Raw genomic sequence first — 18814 nt, 5'->3', positions numbered from 1 at the left:
TCACAGCCGAGTATAGCACGGGAGGGTCAAAGATTTTGTCAAATCCAGGTCCGGTTTTCGAGAAACTGTTCGACAAGAAATGCCGACTCGCAGATGTAATCCGCCATCTGCATGACAAGCGCGAGCCGGACACTCTGGAGCATCAGCGGATCCCGGTTCCCATATCCACCCACAATCCCGGTCAGAAAAATATCTCCCACGGCCTGCAGCTCTTTTGAGACACCAAGTCCCGGGCGGAGTGCCCCGCGCCCAAGCGTCACACAGCCGATATGCTCCATGCTCCCGACAGAGGCATCCACGGCAACGATCACACTCCGCGGATAACACCGGTGAATCATGCGGACATACTGTTCGAGATTCATCGCATGGACAGGCCGCTCAAGCGTCCCGATCACCTGAAGTCTGCGCACATTTCCCGACGACAGTTTGTAGCCGATCAGAGGGCCGAGACTGTCCCCGGTCGAGCGGTCCGTGCCGATGCACAAAAACACAACCCCGTTCCGCTCTCTCGTGCCGAGAAGCTCCCCGATCATCGCACACATGAGTCCCGCACAATAGCGGACATCTCCCCGCTGTTTCGAGTCAAAATAATAGATGCCGGAGTGCTTTGCTGTTCTTTTTTCTGCCTGCATTTTTTCCGTTTTCTTTTCTATCTGATTTTCTGTTCTCATTTCTAAGGTTCTCTGTGAATTCTGTGAATTTCTCTCTGTTCCCATCATGTTTTGCCTGCGCTGCTTTTTGTTAGTATAGACGCAAAATTGGGAAATTATGTATGAAGCCCGCAGCTCGCCTAAGTGCGCATCCTTGCGGAGCATTTTTTGTATGATAGGACGCAATTTCCTATCATATAAAAAACAGCGATCACAGATCACCTCGTCTCGTAATCTGTGGCCGCTGCAATGTTTCTGCCCTCTATTTTGTTGCCGCCAGCTCATTCTTCTGGCCCGCTCTCGTCCGGTAAACCTCGATCGCCTCGCTGATGTTGGAAGCCTCCCCATTCTCAATCAGACCTTTCAGATCCTGAATCTTAAACGGATCCAGAAAGTCTCTTCCGAGGTAGGTGCTGTAATGATCGGTCAGATCCAGACGTCTCTCCTTCACCTCTGTCGACGTCGCCTTGAGCTGTCTGCGAACCTCCTCATATTCATCCTGAAGACGTGTCAGATCCGCCTCATGGTTGTGCTCAATCTCATCCTGAAGAATCGTCTTTGTGACATTCTCAAACGTATTCAGCGCATCCTTCTTTTTCAGAGCGACATCGCTGAGTTCCTGCTGAATTCTCGCAATCTCATCGTCATATTTTTCCAGATCATAGAACGACTCATTCCGGTCTTTCCGGATCGTGGAGGTAATCAGTCGGATCTTTCTGTCATTCGCATGAATCTCATCGAGAATCTGCCGTCCCTCCTTGAGCGGTGCCATGTACCGAATCTTTGTCTGGTTGCTCAACCCGACATAGATTCCGCCGAAAATCAGAATATCAAGCGCATAGATTCCTGCGAGATAGATCGTCCTGTGGTTCGGGATCAGGAGATAGATTCCACAGGGAAGAGCCACAAACAGGACAAGCGCAAAGAGAATCAAAAGCAGAAATTCTTTTATCCACCGCGGGAAAAACAGAGAGTAGTACAGGCGGCTCCTGCAAAATCCCGGCACATGATTCTGCCGGAAAATCGTCTTCATTCTCAGCCGCAATTCTTTGTTATGTGCGTGCAGTTCAAAGGTCTCCTCGGCAATTCGCTCTTTCACACCCTGGTTTTTTGCCTTCTCCCGTCTCGATCTGGCTTTTTTCAGCTGTTCCTGCGCTTTTCCGATCTCTGCGTCGTAACTGGAATCAATCTCGTCCCGGCGTTTCTTGATCGTCTGGGTGACCAGCTCTGCGACTTGTTTTCGCTCCATCTCCAGAATTTTTTTCTTTTTTCCCTCATCCTGAATCAGCTGTTTTTCCCTGTCTTCCACGACGGACAATTCTTCCACCGCATTTCTGGCTTTTTCCAGAAATTCCACGCATTCCTTCCCGGTCTGTGCCATTCTGCCATTCCTCCTCGCCGTAATCTTTATTTCTCTGTCACCACTCACACCTTATGCAAACGGTAACCATTTTCCCTTTTTTCGATCATTCTCTGTTCTTTTTAGTTTACTACGAAATCCGATATCCCACAAGGGGCGGAGCCGATTAAACGTTGCCGTTCACGCGTTGCGTGCGCAATCCTGGATCCTGAATCATACCGGAACCATACCTGAATCATATCTGAATCATAATTGAAGCATAGTTGAAGCAAAGCCAGATAAATCTCACAAAAAATACAAACCTTGTCAAGTCTGTCTGCTTCCGCTATAATATTGCCTGAGAAAAACCACGGCTCACAATAAGGAGGATTTTTATGTTTCGTATGTGGGGGAAAATCTGGAAAGATAATCATATGATAAAAGATACCGTCATCGCCAATGGGGATTACAATCAATCCCGCACTACCATGGTATTTCAGGCAGTGGAAGACATCTGCCGCCAATTTGATTTAAGCTGTCCGATCTGGCTGGATTCCAACATCAGCGACTTCAAGCTTCACGCAAAGACACGTTTCACGCAGGACAGTTTTATTGAATCCATCGACTTTGATTCTCTGGAAATTCATGTCATTGAGGAATAATGCCACGAAGCATATTTCTGTTTCATAGAACGCAATTTCCTATGAAGCAATAAAAATGGGACTATCGGTTCGCGAAATTTTTTTCACAAAATCGACAGTCCCATTCTCATTTTTTCATACTTCCCTCATACTTTCCTCATTTGATTCTGTTTGGTCAGCTAGACTTACTAAATCAAGTACTGCTTCAAAATATCCCCGATCAGCTCTACCTCCTCCGGACTCAGATCTTTCAGCCAGTTTTCTGTTCCTTCCCGATGTTTCTCCCGACTTGCCGCCATCTGTTCCAGACTTCGTTTCAGGTATTCGGTGTCCGAAACTCCGGCAGTACTGTCTCCTGTTTTTCCCTGAGCCCCCTGACGTGTATGTAAATCCGCCTGAGCAGAAGCATTCCGAATTCCGGAGATCGAAGACACTGCACTCTGTGCGGTCGAGACAGAGGAATCTCCACTCCCACCTGATACAGATGTGGATGTGTTTTGGTTTGCACGTCTCTGCCGTTTTCCGTTTCCAAAAACATTTCCACTCCGGTTACTTCCGTTGTTTCCACTGTTTCTGGCACCGCCCTGCATCACCGTCCCGGAAAATCCGCTGTATGCTCTCTCGCCCTCATTCTCGCCCGGATTTTCCAGATTTTCAGAATTTTCGGATTCGGCGTTCTCACGGCTCATTTCAGAGCGCAGAGATAAACGTCCCAGACTGCGCATTCCTCTGGAGGCTGCGGATGGGCGGACTGCGGATGCCAGGTTTTCACTGTCGATCGGCTGATTGCGCGCCATTCTCGGATACATCACATTTTCCAGATAATCCTGAAGTGCCATCATCAGCTGTTCTCTCCTCACTCCGGCTGTCACCCCGTCAAACACCAGAGTCAGCATTGCCATCAGAATTCCGCCTGCCCCGTAAAGTACCATGCAGGAAGTATCCAGCCGGTACCAGTATGCGAGAAATGCACCAGTCCCTCCAGCGAGCAGGCAAAGCCACGTCCACTGCATGGCAAGTCCGCTCCAGCCATTCAGCGTGAATCCCATGATTTTCATCTCATTCAGCTGATGCTCCAGCCAGGCTCCGGTATCTCTCATTCCCTGATTGACCCTGTATGCATTCTCTGCTCTCGTCTTCAGTTCTTTCAATGTTCGGTTCTTCGTCACCGTGAGGTTGGTGCTTTCTTTCAGTAATCCTTTGTAGAGGCGCCGGGTCAGTCCTCTGGTCAGAATTCCCATCAGACAAATGCCCGCCAAGACATACAATGCCTTTCCTGTTTCCAATAACTGCATCATAAAAACAGCTCCCCTTTCTTTCCTGAATTGTTCGAACAGGATCATTATACTGTTTCCTGTCCGTTTTGGAAAGTTCAGGGAGCCTAGAATCGTTCGTCAAAGTTCGCTAAAAACTGATTCTCATAGATTCTCATACTTGGAAAATGCCTGAAAATGCATTCTCAATGTCTCAATGTATTAGCAGGCCTGAATCAGAGCGCGGGTCAGACGAACACTGTGAAGCACTGCCAGTCTCTCAAATTCCGGATAATCCATAGATGCGCTGTCATCTGCCTTGTCAGAAATTGCGCGCACAATCAAAAATGGAACGTGGTTCAAATAGGCTGCCTGCGCGATCGCAGCGCCTTCCATCTCGGTGCAGTATCCGTCAAATGTATCAATCAGCCATTTCTTCTTTTCTTTGCTGGAAATGAACTGGTCGCCAGTCAGAACGCGTCCCTCAAATACGCCAAGTTCCGGATTGACTTTCCTGCTGCACTCTTTTGCAAGAGCACGCAGTTTTTCATCTGCCGGAAATGCCTGTACGTCCATCTGCGGAATCTTTCCCAGCGGATAGCCGAATGTTGTGGCATCGACATCGTGTTGAATGGCATCTGTGGATAATACCATATCGCCGATGTTGATTTCTGCGTGCAGAGAACCTGCGATTCCTGTATTTACAATTCCATCAACGCCAAAGCGATCTACAAGAATCTGAACACAGACACCTGCATTTACTTTGCCGATTCCGGATCTCACGACAACGGTCATTTTTCCGCCGATTCTTCCCTTGTAAAATTCCATTCCGGCAATCTTTGTTACCTCCGGATATGCCATATCCTGCTTTAACTGCTCAACTTCCTCTGCCATTGCACCAATGATTCCAAGCATAGTTCTTTTCTTCCTTTTCTTCTCTGTTTTTATCCTTAGCGCTCCAACGGCTGAATCAAATTCATGCGAACACGTTTGCACTCCGGCGCTCAACGCAGCGGTGCATAAGGCTGCAAAATACGCAGCCTAAACACCGGCGTTTCACACGGGTTCGCACTGAATCCGCTCAGCCTTCTGTCGCGCTTTATGGTAGTTTCAACTATAAAATAAAGCAAACACCAAATTACACGCATCTCATTATATCTATGAATTCTTCCCTTGACAATCTTTTTTAAGGATGACATAATGAAATTTGAGCAGTTCACTGCGAAAAATTATCATTATCTTTCAAATATGCGTAATTTTCAAGAAAGCAAACCGAATATTTTTGAAAAACAATTAAGAAAATATTTGAAGAAATTCATATCAACACACGGAGGAAAATACATGATGGTTTACAAGACTAGAGGCGTTTGTTCCAGAGAAATTCATTTTGATGTAAAAGATAATAAAGTAGTTAATGTTCAGTACGTCGGCGGTTGCTCCGGAAATACACAGGGTGTTGCTCGTCTGATCGAAGGAATGGACATTGATGAGGCAATCAGCCGCATCGAGGGCATTCATTGCGGTCCGCGCCCGACATCCTGCCCAGACCAGCTTGCTCAGGCATTAAAGCAGTATAAAGCAGCTCAGCAGTAAACTGCGGTATATTATAATTATATATTATTCAAGTCTGCTTTTTTTCGGTATAACCAAGCTAAACAGAATTTTTTGTTCGTATGAACTAGTATAGATACGAACACACATACAAATCCCCCACTTGATTACAAATGCGATCCAGCGGGGGATTTGCTTTAATTATAAATTGTCATTTCTTTTTATGGATTATTCAAGGTACAGCGCAGAAGTTGATGCTCTCCAGTTTTCACTTCCTAAGTCAGCATGATCCGCTCCAAATAAACACTTTAATCTATATTTTTCACCACGTTTCATATTTGGAATATTGTAGGAAACTATCGCCATACTTAAATCTTCATTTGGATAATCTTCCGCTAACCATTCAAATTTTTTATAGGAAACCGTTGACCAACTTCCTGCAGAAGTCTGATGCTCTAAATAAACCCAAATTCTTAATTCCTCCATTGGTTCATGACAAAGCAATTCTGCATATGCACCTATTACGCCTTTTCCCTCATCCGATATTCTTACATTTACAGAAGAAATCAGTCTACCTCTTGTACTTGTTAAGACTTCAATCTTATCAATGCCTTGAGTTTCTCCCGCATATGCCAAGGAAGTAAATTGCGTCGATATAGCTAATATTACGGTTAAAACTAACATAAAAAATCGCTTTTTATTATTTTTCATATTTTCTCCTAAAAAGTTTTTTTATCTCCAAAATGCACCGTCCGCTATTTCTAAAAAATCACTTTCTTGCATTATTCCCGATAGATAATAGGTATTTTCTTTTTCCGTTATACAAAAACTATATTCCACCAATCCATCTTGTAACAAATTTTTCTCGATAGAAATTTCTTTTTTTAACCAACTATTATAAATTTTTTTATATTCTTTTCGATCCGAAACAAAAGATTGTGTTACCTCATGTTCTGACGTTTCCAATTTTTCTTGTTTAAAATAAATAAGTTTTCCTTTATATGTAAATTTCATTATCGCTTGATTTCTTTCTATTGTAAGCTTTTGGAATTTCATTTCATGTGGAAGATACCCCAACTCTATCACTGGCATTCCCAGCTCATCCTCAATTCTCTGGTAAGCTGTTTCCAGATCGTCTGCCGTATCCAGAACCGCGTTATTTTTCATTACAAGATTTTGTTTCCCCACAATCGGATAAATCCCATAATTATACTCTCGCTTTCCGGATGCCACCATTGTTCCGCCAAGTACTGCGATTCCTGCTGCCACAGCGACGAGCAGGATCTTCATGCGTTTTTTGCGGAAAGGGTGTTTTCTGGGATGGAATGATGGTGTTTTTTCTTTCACCTCCCCTGATATAACAACAGCCGGACTCGCTTCGTGTTTCTGCGATCCGGCTGTGACTGCCGGATGCATATTGGTGCTGACCGGATTGTCTGCTGTTCTTGTCTGTGTAAATGTTCTTTGAAACTCTTCTGTCCACTCTTGGATTCTCATAACCTCTTCCGCCAAATCCAATATCTCATCACGTTCTAAGAATGAATTTCTTGATTTTATTTCTATTCCTGATTTAGATTGAATTCGGGGTCCTCTGCGCCTTTTTGTAAAAAGACACATCTTTTTTGGACAGAAACGCTCGTCTCTCAATACACTCATTTTTTTTGCAAGACCATATCTCGGAATTCCCGATGAATCTTCCGTTATCTTCCTCACTGTCTCTCGTCTTCGATCAAACTCTTTCTCTGAAATCGGCTGAATTTCTGCGCTCCGAATTCGTCTCATCAGAGCCTGAAAATCATCTTCATCGTCCTCATCTTCATCCATGCCTGTCTTGACTGATTTTTTACCCATTTTTGTCTCTGTTTCCGTTCTAAATGGCTCTTGTTCATGGGAAGATAATTTTTCTGATACAGAAGACCGCTCAGACTCCTTAACCTCTCTCTCAGAGATTAATTCACAGGCTTTTTCTCCTTCTTCGATCTCCTGCCAAAGTTTTCGATCGCTCCACTCTTTGAGATTCTTCAAAGAATTCAAATCCACTCTTGTCTGACGGTGCCCATTCCTGCTCACTTTTTCACTCCTTATGCCTTGCAAAAATCCTTAAATCCAAAAGATACCATGTGATGCAAAGTGATCGACGAGACAATGTACCATCGAAAGGTCATCTAACTATTAATACGCCGATCACGCAAAATAATAACAACTTTTTTCAGGGTTGACTTTTTAATCCCTATGATTAGTATAATACTATAAGGATTTGCTGATTAACACACACTCATGGAACATGAATGAATCGCAAAATCAATCCTCAAAAATCATCTGGAGGCAATTTTATGAAGAAAATCATTCTGACCGGTGGCGGAACCGCCGGGCATGTCACCCCCAATTTAGCACTTCTCCCGTCCCTCAAAGAGCGCGGGTATGAAATTCATTATATCGGTACCTACAACGGCATTGAGCGCAAACTCGTCGAGGGAGCCGGAATTCCTTATGATGGAATTTCTTCCGGAAAGCTCCGCCGTTATTTTGACCTGAAAAATTTCTCTGATCCGTTCCGTGTCATCAAAGGCTACATGGAAGCCCGCGGTCTTATGAAAAAATATAAACCGGACGTTGTCTTCTCCAAGGGTGGATTCGTGGCGGTTCCTGTCGTTCTCGCTGCAAAGCACTTTAAGATTCCGACCATTATCCACGAGTCCGATATGACCCCTGGTCTTGCCAACAAAATCTGCATCCCATCTGCTGCGAAGGTATGCTGTAACTTCCCGGAGACGCTTCAGTATCTCCCGAAAGAAAAAGCTGTCCTGACCGGTTCCCCGATCCGCAGAGAACTTCTCGAAGGAGACCGTCTCACCGGTCTTCAGTATGCAGGTCTCTCTGCCGACAAGCCGGTCATTCTCGTCATCGGTGGAAGCCTCGGCGCTGTCGCTGTGAACAACGCTGTCAGAAGCCTTCTTCCGCGTCTGCTCCCGCACTTCCAGATTATACATATCTGCGGCAAGGGACACCTCGATGAGTCCCTGATCGGTCAGAGCGGATATGTTCAGTACGAGTATGTGGATGCCCCTCTGCGTCATCTCTTCGCAGCCGCTGACCTGATGGTTTCCCGTGCCGGGGCCAACTCCATCTGCGAGATTCTCGCGCTCAGAAAGCCGAACGTCCTGATCCCGCTCTCCGCAGCCGCAAGCCGTGGAGATCAGATCCTGAATGCGCGCTCATTTGAAAAGCAGGGCTTCTCAACTGTTCTGGAAGAAGAAACCGTGACAGACGACACACTCTTCGATGCGATTGACCGCACTTACAGAGATCGTCAGAAATTCATCGACGCGATGAGTAAAAGTGCTCATTCCGACGCAGTCAGCACCATCATTGGACTGATTGAATCCTACGCCGAAAAGAACACTCAGAAATAAATCATCTCACAGTTTGATTTTTCATGAATCAGACAATTGGGAAATAGGGATGTACCGAGGCTGGTTTGCATACTTTGTGCTGGAAGAATTTTTTGATTTCTTCCTCGCCAGCTTCGGACTTTTTGGAGTTGCCGATAAAGGCCGCTCTCTTTCCACCATCTCATAGAGCAGGTCGCGCCCGCGCATCAATCGCATTCTACACGCTGCCTCTGAAATATCTAAGATCTCACTGACTTCCCGTATACTTTTTCCCTGTAACGTATACATCACAATGACAGAAGACCACTCTTTTTTCATCTTGATTAATCCTGCTGCCGTATCTTTACATGCCTGACGCTCTATCACAACACTCAAAGGATCCCGCCCTACACCGCTTCCGGAACTTACATTTCTCAGCTCTGTCAGATCCATATATTCAACCGGATGTCTGGCAAGATGCCTGAAATAATCCCGGCATTTGTTTATAAGGATCTTTGCCAGATAATAGCGGATTTTTTTATCCTCCCAGGTGAGCGGGTAGTGACCATAATATGCAAAGAATGTTTCCTGCACAATGTCGTCAATTTCGTATTCCGGAATCCTGTGTTTCTTGGCAATCCATTTGAGCAGTTTTTTATTTTTGTCGTAAATGGACCGGAAACGTTGTTCATCTGAATACACGATAATCCCTCCCGTTCTCTTCTGTGTGGCGGAATCTGATCTGTAAAAATCCCGTTGCTGTTTGCGCAGCGCATGAACAGCAATAAAATCCCAAGTCGTTCAGGATTTCCTCTTCAACCATTCATCGATTTTAGAGGGATTTCTTCAGGATCTCTGCTGTCTGTGCCAGCTCGTTCTGATCTGCCTTTCCCGGATTCCATGTAACCATCTCCGGTCCGCCCTCATAGCGCGGAATCACATGTACATGGAGATGGAATACCGTCTGGCCGGCACTTATTCCATTGTTCTGAACCACATTGAATCCACTTGCACCTAATCCCGCCTTCATCGCGCTTCCGATCTTTCCGGCAAGCGGAAGAATCTTTGCTGCAACAGCCGGATCTGCCTCACACAGATCTTTGTAATGATTCTTCGGAAGAATCAGGGAATGTCCCTTTGATGCAGGTCCCAGATCAAGGATCACGCGAAAATCCTCATCCTCATAAACCGTCGATGACGGAATCTCTCCATTCGCAATTTTACAAAAAATACAATTTTCATCCTTCATAATGACTGATCTCTCCTTCACAATTCATATATGTTTTTTTCTTTCCCAATTCTCCGTTTTCGATAAAAAAGAAGTCCCAGCAGAATCCCAATGATAAGGCCGGAAACATGGGCAGCATTGTCCACTCCCGTGCTGGTGTATCCAAAATATAGAGAAAACAGAACGGTCACAACAAGCTGTCTGGAACTCAGATTTTCCAGACGTCCGCGATTTCTCGCCACGACATATAAAAGACCGCCGATCACACCGAAAATCGCTCCCGATGCCCCGGCTCCGACATACTGCTGTGCATCGTGCATGTGAATCATCATGGATGCAAAATTTGATCCGATTCCACAGAGCAGGTAAAAAATCAGGTACTTCATTTTTCCCAGTGCCCGTTCCAGGTTGTCGCCGAGAACGAACAGCACCAGCATGTTATTTACGAGATGTTCAATGCCAAAATGCATGAACATCGCCGTGACAAGGCGGTAATACTCATGGTTCTCTATGACAAGCGGTGTATACATGGCGCCATGCTCCAGCATAAAACGCACATCCTCGCTCGAACCTGCAATTTCCAGATACAAAAAACAGAGAATATTGACGGCAATCAATGCACTCGTCATCCATGTCCGTCTGGGAGCGTATTCATGTTCATTCATCTCCATGCTCCCTTCCATGTCATGATGGTCATGATGATATTTTAACATGAATAAATTTCTTTGTTAAGTCCTTTTCTTGTAATTTGCATTTTTATTCGTACTTTTCAAACTATATTCAGGTCAATTTCCATATTTTCGCTATTTTGTCTCACTTTTCGATCATTTTCTTCCCGAAAAAGGAGGCGTCGCCAGACTCACCCTTGCGGAGCATTTATTGTTGCATAGGACGCAATTTCAATGTAAAAAAGAATGTGCCTTGGCGCATTCCCAATTTCCTATGCAACAATAAAAAACGCCGATATGTGCACCAGATTCATGACACACGCATCAGCGTTTTTCTATTTCTTATCTTCGTATTCTGATCGATATTTTTACTTTTACATCAGTCCTAACAGGGACGGAAGTCCGAGAGACAGGAACGGGATGTAGGTTACCAGAAGCAGTCCGATGATGATCATCGCAAAGTACGGCAGCAGGTGACTGATTACGCTCTCAATCGTAACGCCGCCAACCTTACATCCGGTAAACAGGATTGTTCCTACCGGCGGGGTGATCGTTCCTACGGAAAGGTTGTAGCAAAGTACGATACCAAACTGAACTGCATTCATGCCAAGGCTGGTGCAGATCGGCAGGAAGATCGGGGTGAAAATCAGGATTGCCGGGGTCGGATCCATGAAGGTTCCCACGAACAGCAGAATGATGTTGATCAGCAGGAAAATCAGGATCTTGTTGCTCGTCACACTCAGGACTGCCTGAGCGACCATATCCGGGATTCCGGTGAATGCCATTGCCCAGGACATGATGGAGGAAAGGCCGATCATGAAAGTGATAGTTCCGGTGATCTTTGCAGAATCCAGAACAATGCGGGGGATATCTTTCAGCTTGATCGAACCATAGATCAGGGACAGAACGGTTGCATATACAACTGCAACTGCTGAACCCTCAGTTGCGGTGAACACACCACAGAGGATACCGCCGATTACGATGACAATCATCAGAAGGCTCGGGATTGCCTGCCACAGAGTCTTGAGGACAATGCTGACAGAGATCTTATCTTCGCCGCGATAGCCAAGTTTCTTTGCGGTAATGGTTGCCAGAATGATTACTCCAAGTCCCCAGATCAGACCCGGAACATATCCAGCCATGAACAGAGCGGAAATCGAAACGCTTCCTGCTACTGTGGAGTAAACGATCATTGTGTTGCTCGGAGGAATCAGCATACCAACCGGAGCAGACGCTACGTTGACTGCTGCGGAATAGTTCTTGTCATATCCCTCTTTCTCCTCGAGCGGTCCCATCGTGCTTCCGATTGCGGCAGCAGCTGCTGCACCGGAACCACTGATTGCGCCGAAGAGCATGTTTGCGATAACATTTGACTGAGCAAGAGATCCCGGCATGCGACCGCCGATTACCTTTGCGCAGTTTACAAGACGAAGTGCAATACCACCGTTGTTCATGATGTTTCCGGCAAGAATGAAGAACGGGATTGCAATCAGAGAGAAGGAGTTCGATCCCGCAAAAATTCTCTGGGCGGAAGTCGCAAATGCTACGTTAGACGGTAACATGCAAATCATAGAGATTGCGGAAGAAAGACCGATTCCTACTCCAATCGGTACACCTGCTGCCAGCATAACTACCAGCAGTACTACCATTACAAGAGCAACCTGAACTGCAATAGACATAGCTTACTTTCCTCCCTCTTTCTTATTTAAAGACTCTGCAATATTGCACAGACTGTAAAAGATGATCAGCACACCACTGATCGGGATGATGCTGTAAATCGTTCCGGTCGGGATCTTCAGAATGGAATCATACTGAAGCATGTTCATCGTTGTGATCACGATACCACCGTACACGAGAACCAGAACAGAGAAGAGAATGACAACAAGCTCAATGATTACGTCCATTGTTCTTCTTGCACTGCCTTCAAGCTTGTCCTTCAAAAAACTGATGCAGATATGATCACGCTGTCCAAACACATACGTCGCAGAAAGCAGGATCAGCCATACAAAGCAGTAACGGGTCAGAACCTCACTGACACTGCTCGGGCTCTTAAATACATAGCGCACAACTACCTGATAAACTGTCAGCAGAACCATCACGATGAAATCGATGATGCAGACTGCCGCAAGAAAACGATCCAGTCCGTTTTTCAATGCTTTCATTATTCTGCCTCCTCTCTCAGTGCAACCACGTCGTCATAGATCTTCTTGGTGACCTCAGACTGATTTGCAATGCGGTTCAGCAGAGGCATACATCTCTCGCGAAGCTCCTCGGTATCCGGATAGCAGAACTGAGTGCCTGCCGCCTCAGCATCCTTCTTTGCAACCTCAATGTCTGCCTTGAAGGTGGAGAACTCTTCCTCGGTGGACTCCTTGATCAGCTTATCGAAGATCGCACGGTCTTCCTCGCTCATGGAATCCAGAAAAGCGGTACTTGCAAGGACAACGTCCGGATGTACAATGTGACGGGTGTATGCATAGTAAGGGGCAACTTCATAATGTTTGAAATCACGGTAAACCAGCTCACTGTTCTCAGCCGCATCGATAACACCCTGCTGGAGTGCGGTGTATACCTCAGACTGAGCCATAACGCTTCCGTTTCCGCCCATCAGCTTCGCCATCTCGACATAAGTCGGGCTGTCATTTACACGGATAATCATACCTTTCAGATCATCTGCGGAATTGATCGGCTTCTTTGCGTAAACATTTCGCTCACCAGCCGTGTACACGGTCAGCACGCGGAATTTGTATTTTTCTGTTGATGCAAACAGATCATCAAACACACCGTTCAAAGTTGCCTTCTCAAGATGGTCGATGTTGTTGTACATGTACGGCGCACCTACGATTGCGAAGTCCGCATCGTATCCCTCCGGAACACTACACGGAACAATTGCCATCTGAAGAGCACCGGTCCGGATGAACTCTGCCATCGCTCCCTGCTCTCCGAGCACGCCGTTTGGGTAGATCGTCATGTGATAACGTCCGTTTGTCGCCTCTTCAAATTTTTCACCGAATTCTTTCATGGCACGATACTGGGGATGATTCTCATTCTGGTTGAATGCCACACGAATCTCTGTGGTTTTCTGCTCAGAACTTCCACTGCATGCAGTCAGCATTCCCATCATGCACGCAAGCCCAACAGCCATCCATACTTTCTTAAACATCTCTACAAACCCTCCAGTTTTTCCTTATGTGTTCCTGGAAAATCCGACGCACTGCAAAAGCACCGCAAGTACGCCAGATTTCCCACAGACACATGATTAGAGAAGTGAAACGCTTACTTTCACAACAACCTTGCGCAGCTTCATGGACTCCCCGGAAATCACCTCTGGACGATGAATGTCAGACGGGAAAAATACGCAGAAACAACCCGGACGAGACTCGATATATCCCTCATCTTCCACAGACTCATAGAAAATCAGGTCACGCTCTTTGATGTGCTCTTTTACCTTGTAATTTCCGGTGTTCTTTGTGAATCCCAGACGCTCTTTTCCGGAAACCAGATACTGAACATCCAGATACTTCTCGTGGGACTCTGCATGTTTGCTGTCCGCCTCAACGGTTACTGCATCAAAGACCTGTGCATAGATGTCACGGCCCTGGATCTCATAAACGCCCGGCTCCATTGCAGCAAAATCATGGCTCTTTAAATAATCCAATGCTGTCTGGATTGCCTTCGGATAACTCTCAAACGTATCTCCATTTTTAATCGATGAAAAAATCATTTCCTCTACCCCTTTGCCTCATGTCAATGTATGATGTCTGTTATTTCTAGTCTGTTATATCTAGTCTTTTATTGCTTGTGTCTCAGATACTATTTTTTATTTATTTCTGCCTTCCATCGCATGAACCGTACGGACGATGAAGGAATGACCCGGAACCTCAACACCGTACTTCTCTGCTGCGCGCACAACCGCACCGCTGATCGTGTCAACTTCTGTCTTTCTTCCGTCGCGAAGATCTGCGCGGATGGAGGTGCATCCGTTTGGACTGTTGACAGAGGTAAGGCGGACTTTCTCACGCATCTTATCCTCATCAAAATTCAAACCTGCCGCCTTTGCAGTGATTGCTGTCTCATGGATCAGCTGACAGCAAAGATTCCATGCATACTCATTCTCTGCAATGTATCCCATATCTACCTGTAAAATTCCGGTCAATGCACTCAGGGAAACATTGGTGAAGAGCTTGTCCCAGATCAACTGCTGGATGTTGTCGTGGATCTTTACCTGGAATCCGCAGGCATCAAATGCCTCTTTCAGTTTTGGAAGGAAACCGTCCTTATCCTCAACCAGCATGCCGACGTTTGTCACGCCCGCACCGCCGTGGCGCACATGTCCAAGTCCGAGAACAGCTCCGTTATCTTCCGTAGTTCCGATGACAATGTGGTCTTCTGCCACAAATTCTCTCAGAAGATCCTCATGGCCTGCACCGTTCTGAAGAGTCATCAGGCGGGTCTGTGGTCCAATCAGAGCGCGGTTACCCTCAAGAGCAGCTCTCGAAAACAGTGCCTTCACAAAAAGGATCACCAGATCTGCCGGTTTTTCCTCCTTGGTGTTTGTAACTGCTGATGGATGATACACATTTGTGGTATCGTTCTCATCAATGCACAGTCCTTCGTCGGTAATTTTTTTCACTACCGCCTCATTCGTGTCAACAAGTACAACCTCATTATGCTGGGAAAGATGGCCGCCATAAATAGAGCCCATTGCCCCTGCACCGATTACGGCAATTCGCATATCGTCGTCTCCTGTCTAATTGTGACCCGCCGCGTCCCGGATTTTACTCCGTTCTGCGGCAGATCTGTTTTTTGTTGTAAGTTTGGGTTTGATTTTAACTTTCGATCTGATCTGATCTGAACTTAATGACTTTTCTTACTTTTATTATTCAGAGAACTCTGCCAGTCCCTCGATTGCATAAGCGCGAACCGGGCTGGAATCCAGACCCTTGATCGGAAGCGGAGAATAGCTCATGAAGAACACATCAGACTTCAGCTGCTCAAGGTTTCTTAAAACCTCAAGGAATACGATGTTCTCTGCCATCAGAATGTCGTGGAACGGCTTTACATCCTCGTTGCAGTTCTCGATGGAAACGCCATCACCGAATCCAACAGCCTTTACTTTGTGCTCCTTGAACCAGTTTGCGCTCTCCTCACCAACCAGAAGTCTCTGATCCTTGTCGGTGTTGGTGTCCGGGGTGAACGGATACAGCTTGTAGGAAGAATCGATGATTACGATGTCGCCTTCCTTTACCTTCTTAGCCTCGCGGTCCAGATCTGCAGCGGTGATGTGACCACGCTTAGCAACCGTCTCCTTGAAGTCTACATAAACTGCGCGGCCAAGGAAAGTGGTCAGCGGAAGATCTGCTACAGACGGCCAGTTGTCATCGTGATGATACGGGCACTCACAGTGAGTTCCTAAATGGCTCATCAGATCCATGTTGGTGTGGAAATCCGGAATAGCACCACCCGTATTAAAACGGAACAGATGGCATCTTCTGCTCTCAGTAGCAGGATCCAGGATCTTGGATAAGTCAATCAGTCTCAGCTTTCCCATTTCGTAAACACACATTTTTTTATCCTCCTTTAATTGGGATTATTTTGTTCTACATAACTATTTATAACTTGTTTTTTCTGTCTTTACAAGATGTCTTTTCTTGTGATCTGTTAAGAACGCTTCGCGATGGCTTTATGATGTTTTTTCTCATCTCGTTCGTTCTGTATACCAGTATACCGGTATATCGGTATACTGTCAAGATGGTCTCGGGCTGCATTTTAGACAAAATTTTCACAATGTTTTTGTGCACATTTGACAACAACCTTTTAAAATAGCCTGTTTTTTTCCATGTACATGGGGTTTTCAGAAAAAATTCACACTCTGCCTTTCTACATGCCCGTGTACAGCAACCTTTTCTTTACACAAAATTAACGCCGAATCGGGAATTCCCTTGACATCCTTATATCATCTGTTTTAAGATAGCATTATAACGTCAAAAACAGAGATAAAATCAAATCAAAATTAATCAGTATTAATCAAACCTAATCAGAATTAATCAGACTTGTATGAAAATTTTTATAGAAGTATCAAACATGACGAATAAAATATATAAGGATTAACTGTTCATTATGAAAACAAAAAGTTTCCTGCAGATGCAGGCCTATGACTCCATCAAAAACAGTATTCTGAACGGGGAATTAGAGCCCGGTCAGCTCTATTCCGAGACAAAACTGTCTGCCGAAATCGGCATTTCCAGAACCCCCATGAGAGAAGCGCTTCAATGTCTGAGCCAGGACGGCTATATTTCCATTATTCCAAGCAAGGGATTTATGATCCGGCAGTTAAATGAAAAAGACATGAAAGACAGTATCGAGATCCGCTGTGCGATTGAGGGATTCTGTACCACCGTCATTGCCTCCCAGATCCACACGGAGGCCGGAAAACGTCTTTTGGCAGATCTGGAACGAACCCTGAATGAAATGGATGAGGCTCTCAAGACAGATAACAGCTTAAAGACATTCATTTATTACGATCATCAGTTCCACCTTCTTCTGGTCAACTATATGCACAATGATGAATTCAATCAGATTTTCCAGCGTCTGCTCTATCTGATTCAGTTGACTTCCCAGGATGCCCTGTCCGCCGAGGGCCGTATCAAGGGCACCGTCGACGAGCATCTCGCTTATTTTGAGGCGCTGAAAGCCGGAGACGGACAGAAAGCTTACGATATCATCATCCACCATCTGATGATGCCTCTCTCTGTCCACAAGAGTGCTTCCTCATCCAGCACACCTTCGTCCAAAATATAACTCAGAAGGGGATTGTCTCCCCTCCTGAGTTATATGCTCCGCGCGGATGCGCAGTGACTCTGATTGGAGAATGTCAGCATAGCTGACCAGAATCACACGCCAGGTCTCCGCTAGCATCGACTTAAAAAATACCCCCATACAGGACTTTTATATTTTCTTGTCCTATATGGGGGTATTCCATCCTATTATCATCCAAATTTTCTTTTTTTTGATGAAGCTCTGCGCTTCCTGTTATTGTGATTTCCACCATGAATCCCTGCTCCTGCCGCCGCATTGCCGGAATTTCCGGCTGCCGCAGAACTCTTTGAAGTTTGCAGTCCCAGTTCTTTTTCTTTCTGTTTTTTCGCACGGTTGCGTTTCGCCCGTTTTTTTCTCATCTCATCGCGGCGCTGGCCGATCAGCTCTGCCCCTGTCTCATCTGTCAGTTTCAGTGTCTTAATCACAAAGACCTGCTCCTCCTCAGATTTCTTGTCCGCCTTTTTCATCCGGATCTTTCCCTTCAAATATCCGTGTTCCGGACAAAGCGCAAGTGCAAAGTAAGTCTTCTGGTTTGCAGTAAACCAACGAATCTTCTTTCGCAGTGCACGCCCGCAGGCATAACAGTTCATCGCTGTCACCGTCTTGTCCTTCATCGCATCTTCCTTCGAGGAAAACACCCGGGAGACATATTTGAAATATCCCGGAAATGTCATGCGGATCTCCTCGTCCCGGTCTTCCGGAAGCCGGTGATAATCCACAGAACAGAACGAATTCCATTTTTCCCAGTCAAGCTTTCTCATCACCTGAGCTGTGTACCACGCATCATCCATTGCACGGTGAAACGGCCGTTCCTTTGTGATCTCAGACTCCTCCACCGCCGCATCGAGTGAAATTCTCTTTCCGTCACCAGACGCGAGTCCGTACAATTTCTGGACGTCAAAAAAGAGCAACGGTTTCGGAAACGGATTTTCCATCTGATAGAAATCCATATTTCGCTGAAGCTCTGTCAAATCCATGGATCCCCATGTGCAAAATACTGCCTCCGGTCCGCACCATGCAAAAAACTCGCGCGCCGCATCCACAAAATCCATTCCGTTTTCCTGTAGCTCTTCCATCTCCACATGAGTCACTTCCTGGATCATCCAGTGCATCTTTGTGTAAACCTGCGGACGAATCAGTCGGCAGAACTGATCCGTCATCTCAAACTTATCATTTAATTTCACTGCGCCGATCTCAAAAATCTCAAAAGGAAGCTGATCTGCCGCATCTTCCTTTCCGCGCGTGCTCTGGTTCCATTCCAGATCAAAAACAATATATTCTCTCATAATATCAA

General features: G+C 45.7%; 20 protein-coding genes. 4 read left to right on the top strand and 16 right to left on the bottom strand.

Annotated features, from left to right (window positions below; all coding sequences use genetic code 11):
* Positions 1 to 38: 38 nt before the first annotated feature.
* On the bottom strand, positions 39 to 632 hold the full coding sequence (gene yyaC, locus ACR0QE_RS02300) for a spore protease YyaC (RefSeq protein WP_432626772.1): 594 nt from the start codon (positions 630 to 632) through the stop codon (positions 39 to 41).
* Positions 633 to 912: 280 nt separating this feature from the next.
* Entirely contained in the window at positions 913 to 2031 is a 1119-nt protein-coding gene (locus ACR0QE_RS02295; protein WP_432626771.1) for a hypothetical protein, read from the bottom strand.
* A 353-nt stretch (positions 2032 to 2384) separates the two neighbouring features.
* Between ACR0QE_RS02295 and ACR0QE_RS02290 the strand changes: the two genes are divergently transcribed.
* Positions 2385 to 2651 (top strand): hypothetical protein, encoded by a 267-nt coding sequence (locus ACR0QE_RS02290; protein WP_432626770.1) that lies wholly within the window; start codon positions 2385 to 2387, stop codon positions 2649 to 2651.
* A gap of 167 nt (positions 2652 to 2818) precedes the next feature.
* Here ACR0QE_RS02290 and ACR0QE_RS02285 read toward each other — a convergent pair whose 3' ends face one another.
* Positions 2819 to 3928 carry a hypothetical protein gene (locus ACR0QE_RS02285; protein ID WP_432626769.1) on the bottom strand — a complete coding sequence of 370 codons (1110 nt, stop codon included), beginning with the start codon at positions 3926 to 3928 and terminating at the stop codon, positions 2819 to 2821.
* A 177-nt stretch (positions 3929 to 4105) separates the two neighbouring features.
* Positions 4106 to 4798 carry a 5'-methylthioadenosine/adenosylhomocysteine nucleosidase gene (locus ACR0QE_RS02280; RefSeq protein ID WP_432626768.1) on the bottom strand — a complete coding sequence of 231 codons (693 nt, stop codon included), beginning with the start codon at positions 4796 to 4798 and terminating at the stop codon, positions 4106 to 4108.
* 429 nt (positions 4799 to 5227) lie between these two features.
* Between ACR0QE_RS02280 and ACR0QE_RS02275 the strand changes: the two genes are divergently transcribed.
* Complete coding sequence (locus tag ACR0QE_RS02275; protein ID WP_177976706.1) at positions 5228 to 5476, top strand: TIGR03905 family TSCPD domain-containing protein; 249 nt, start codon at positions 5228 to 5230, stop codon at positions 5474 to 5476.
* Between the two features lie 186 nt (positions 5477 to 5662).
* On the opposite strand, the gene ACR0QE_RS02270 is transcribed toward ACR0QE_RS02275, so the two are convergent.
* Both ACR0QE_RS02270 and ACR0QE_RS02265 read right to left on the bottom strand, forming a co-directional pair.
* Positions 5663 to 6145 (bottom strand): hypothetical protein, encoded by a 483-nt coding sequence (locus tag ACR0QE_RS02270; protein ID WP_432626767.1) that lies wholly within the window; start codon positions 6143 to 6145, stop codon positions 5663 to 5665.
* Positions 6146 to 6166: 21 nt separating this feature from the next.
* The gene (locus ACR0QE_RS02265; protein ID WP_432626766.1) at positions 6167 to 7504 is read right to left on the bottom strand and encodes a hypothetical protein; all 1338 of its coding nucleotides are present in this window, start codon (positions 7502 to 7504) and stop codon (positions 6167 to 6169) included.
* A gap of 263 nt (positions 7505 to 7767) precedes the next feature.
* Between ACR0QE_RS02265 and ACR0QE_RS02260 the strand changes: the two genes are divergently transcribed.
* Complete coding sequence (locus ACR0QE_RS02260; RefSeq protein WP_432626765.1) at positions 7768 to 8847, top strand: undecaprenyldiphospho-muramoylpentapeptide beta-N-acetylglucosaminyltransferase; 1080 nt, start codon at positions 7768 to 7770, stop codon at positions 8845 to 8847.
* A gap of 21 nt (positions 8848 to 8868) precedes the next feature.
* Here the strand turns inward: ACR0QE_RS02260 and ACR0QE_RS02255 are convergent, their stop codons facing one another.
* The 9 genes from ACR0QE_RS02255 to ACR0QE_RS02215 all read right to left on the bottom strand — a co-directional run bounded on the left by ACR0QE_RS02255 (position 8869) and on the right by ACR0QE_RS02215 (position 16267).
* Entirely contained in the window at positions 8869 to 9507 is a 639-nt protein-coding gene (locus ACR0QE_RS02255) for an RNA polymerase sigma factor (protein WP_432626764.1), read from the bottom strand.
* A gap of 130 nt (positions 9508 to 9637) precedes the next feature.
* Entirely contained in the window at positions 9638 to 10054 is a 417-nt protein-coding gene (locus ACR0QE_RS02250; protein ID WP_432626763.1) for an HIT family protein, read from the bottom strand.
* A 17-nt stretch (positions 10055 to 10071) separates the two neighbouring features.
* Positions 10072 to 10698 (bottom strand): rhomboid family intramembrane serine protease, encoded by a 627-nt coding sequence (locus tag ACR0QE_RS02245; RefSeq protein WP_432626762.1) that lies wholly within the window; start codon positions 10696 to 10698, stop codon positions 10072 to 10074.
* A gap of 377 nt (positions 10699 to 11075) precedes the next feature.
* Positions 11076 to 12380 (bottom strand): TRAP transporter large permease, encoded by a 1305-nt coding sequence (locus ACR0QE_RS02240; protein WP_432626761.1) that lies wholly within the window; start codon positions 12378 to 12380, stop codon positions 11076 to 11078.
* Between the two features lie 3 nt (positions 12381 to 12383).
* Positions 12384 to 12863, bottom strand: coding sequence for a TRAP transporter small permease (locus ACR0QE_RS02235; RefSeq protein WP_432626760.1), 480 nt, complete (start codon positions 12861 to 12863; stop codon positions 12384 to 12386).
* The gene (locus ACR0QE_RS02230) at positions 12863 to 13864 is read right to left on the bottom strand and encodes a TRAP transporter substrate-binding protein (protein WP_432626759.1); all 1002 of its coding nucleotides are present in this window, start codon (positions 13862 to 13864) and stop codon (positions 12863 to 12865) included. Before ACR0QE_RS02230 ends, ACR0QE_RS02235 begins: the two co-directional genes overlap by 1 nt.
* A gap of 96 nt (positions 13865 to 13960) precedes the next feature.
* The gene (locus tag ACR0QE_RS02225; RefSeq protein ID WP_432626758.1) at positions 13961 to 14425 is read right to left on the bottom strand and encodes a YhcH/YjgK/YiaL family protein; all 465 of its coding nucleotides are present in this window, start codon (positions 14423 to 14425) and stop codon (positions 13961 to 13963) included.
* A 96-nt stretch (positions 14426 to 14521) separates the two neighbouring features.
* Positions 14522 to 15436 carry a ketopantoate reductase family protein gene (locus tag ACR0QE_RS02220; protein WP_432626757.1) on the bottom strand — a complete coding sequence of 305 codons (915 nt, stop codon included), beginning with the start codon at positions 15434 to 15436 and terminating at the stop codon, positions 14522 to 14524.
* Between the two features lie 144 nt (positions 15437 to 15580).
* Complete coding sequence (locus tag ACR0QE_RS02215; protein ID WP_432626756.1) at positions 15581 to 16267, bottom strand: cyclase family protein; 687 nt, start codon at positions 16265 to 16267, stop codon at positions 15581 to 15583.
* Between the two features lie 554 nt (positions 16268 to 16821).
* Between ACR0QE_RS02215 and ACR0QE_RS02210 the strand changes: the two genes are divergently transcribed.
* Complete coding sequence (locus ACR0QE_RS02210) at positions 16822 to 17502, top strand: GntR family transcriptional regulator (protein ID WP_432626755.1); 681 nt, start codon at positions 16822 to 16824, stop codon at positions 17500 to 17502.
* Positions 17503 to 17690: 188 nt separating this feature from the next.
* On the opposite strand, the gene ACR0QE_RS02205 is transcribed toward ACR0QE_RS02210, so the two are convergent.
* Positions 17691 to 18806: an exonuclease domain-containing protein gene (locus ACR0QE_RS02205; protein ID WP_432626754.1), complete on the bottom strand. Its 1116-nt coding sequence runs from the start codon at positions 18804 to 18806 to the stop codon at positions 17691 to 17693.
* Positions 18807 to 18814: the final 8 nt, after the last annotated feature.

The organism is Brotaphodocola sp., from assembly GCF_050873065.1.
In the GTDB taxonomy this organism is placed as follows: Bacteria; Bacillota; Clostridia; order Lachnospirales; family Lachnospiraceae; genus Brotaphodocola.
The sequence above is the reverse complement of the archived record's forward strand: the minus strand, read 5'-3'. Positions and strand labels throughout refer to the sequence as shown.

Excerpts from the sequence above, each read along its gene's own strand:
- ACR0QE_RS02275 (WP_177976706.1), top strand. The coding sequence starts at position 5,228 with ATGGTTTACAAGACTAGAGGCGTTTGTTCCAGAGAAATTCATTTTGAT.
- ACR0QE_RS02270 (WP_432626767.1), bottom strand. The coding sequence starts at position 6,145 with ATGAAAAATAATAAAAAGCGATTTTTTATGTTAGTTTTAACCGTAATA.
- ACR0QE_RS02245 (WP_432626762.1), bottom strand. The coding sequence starts at position 10,698 with ATGAATGAACATGAATACGCTCCCAGACGGACATGGATGACGAGTGCA.
- ACR0QE_RS02210 (WP_432626755.1), top strand. The coding sequence starts at position 16,822 with ATGAAAACAAAAAGTTTCCTGCAGATGCAGGCCTATGACTCCATCAAA.
- ACR0QE_RS02295 (WP_432626771.1), bottom strand. The coding sequence starts at position 2,031 with ATGGCACAGACCGGGAAGGAATGCGTGGAATTTCTGGAAAAAGCCAGA.
- ACR0QE_RS02290 (WP_432626770.1), top strand. The coding sequence starts at position 2,385 with ATGTTTCGTATGTGGGGGAAAATCTGGAAAGATAATCATATGATAAAA.
- ACR0QE_RS02230 (WP_432626759.1), bottom strand. The coding sequence starts at position 13,864 with ATGTTTAAGAAAGTATGGATGGCTGTTGGGCTTGCGTGCATGATGGGA.
- ACR0QE_RS02205 (WP_432626754.1), bottom strand. The coding sequence starts at position 18,806 with ATGAGAGAATATATTGTTTTTGATCTGGAATGGAACCAGAGCACGCGC.
- ACR0QE_RS02215 (WP_432626756.1), bottom strand. The coding sequence starts at position 16,267 with ATGTGTGTTTACGAAATGGGAAAGCTGAGACTGATTGACTTATCCAAG.
- ACR0QE_RS02235 (WP_432626760.1), bottom strand. The coding sequence starts at position 12,863 with ATGAAAGCATTGAAAAACGGACTGGATCGTTTTCTTGCGGCAGTCTGC.
- ACR0QE_RS02240 (WP_432626761.1), bottom strand. The coding sequence starts at position 12,380 with ATGTCTATTGCAGTTCAGGTTGCTCTTGTAATGGTAGTACTGCTGGTA.
- yyaC (WP_432626772.1), bottom strand. The coding sequence starts at position 632 with ATGCAGGCAGAAAAAAGAACAGCAAAGCACTCCGGCATCTATTATTTT.
- ACR0QE_RS02280 (WP_432626768.1), bottom strand. The coding sequence starts at position 4,798 with ATGCTTGGAATCATTGGTGCAATGGCAGAGGAAGTTGAGCAGTTAAAG.
- ACR0QE_RS02260 (WP_432626765.1), top strand. The coding sequence starts at position 7,768 with ATGAAGAAAATCATTCTGACCGGTGGCGGAACCGCCGGGCATGTCACC.
- ACR0QE_RS02225 (WP_432626758.1), bottom strand. The coding sequence starts at position 14,425 with ATGATTTTTTCATCGATTAAAAATGGAGATACGTTTGAGAGTTATCCG.
- ACR0QE_RS02220 (WP_432626757.1), bottom strand. The coding sequence starts at position 15,436 with ATGCGAATTGCCGTAATCGGTGCAGGGGCAATGGGCTCTATTTATGGC.
- ACR0QE_RS02285 (WP_432626769.1), bottom strand. The coding sequence starts at position 3,928 with ATGATGCAGTTATTGGAAACAGGAAAGGCATTGTATGTCTTGGCGGGC.
- ACR0QE_RS02250 (WP_432626763.1), bottom strand. The coding sequence starts at position 10,054 with ATGAAGGATGAAAATTGTATTTTTTGTAAAATTGCGAATGGAGAGATT.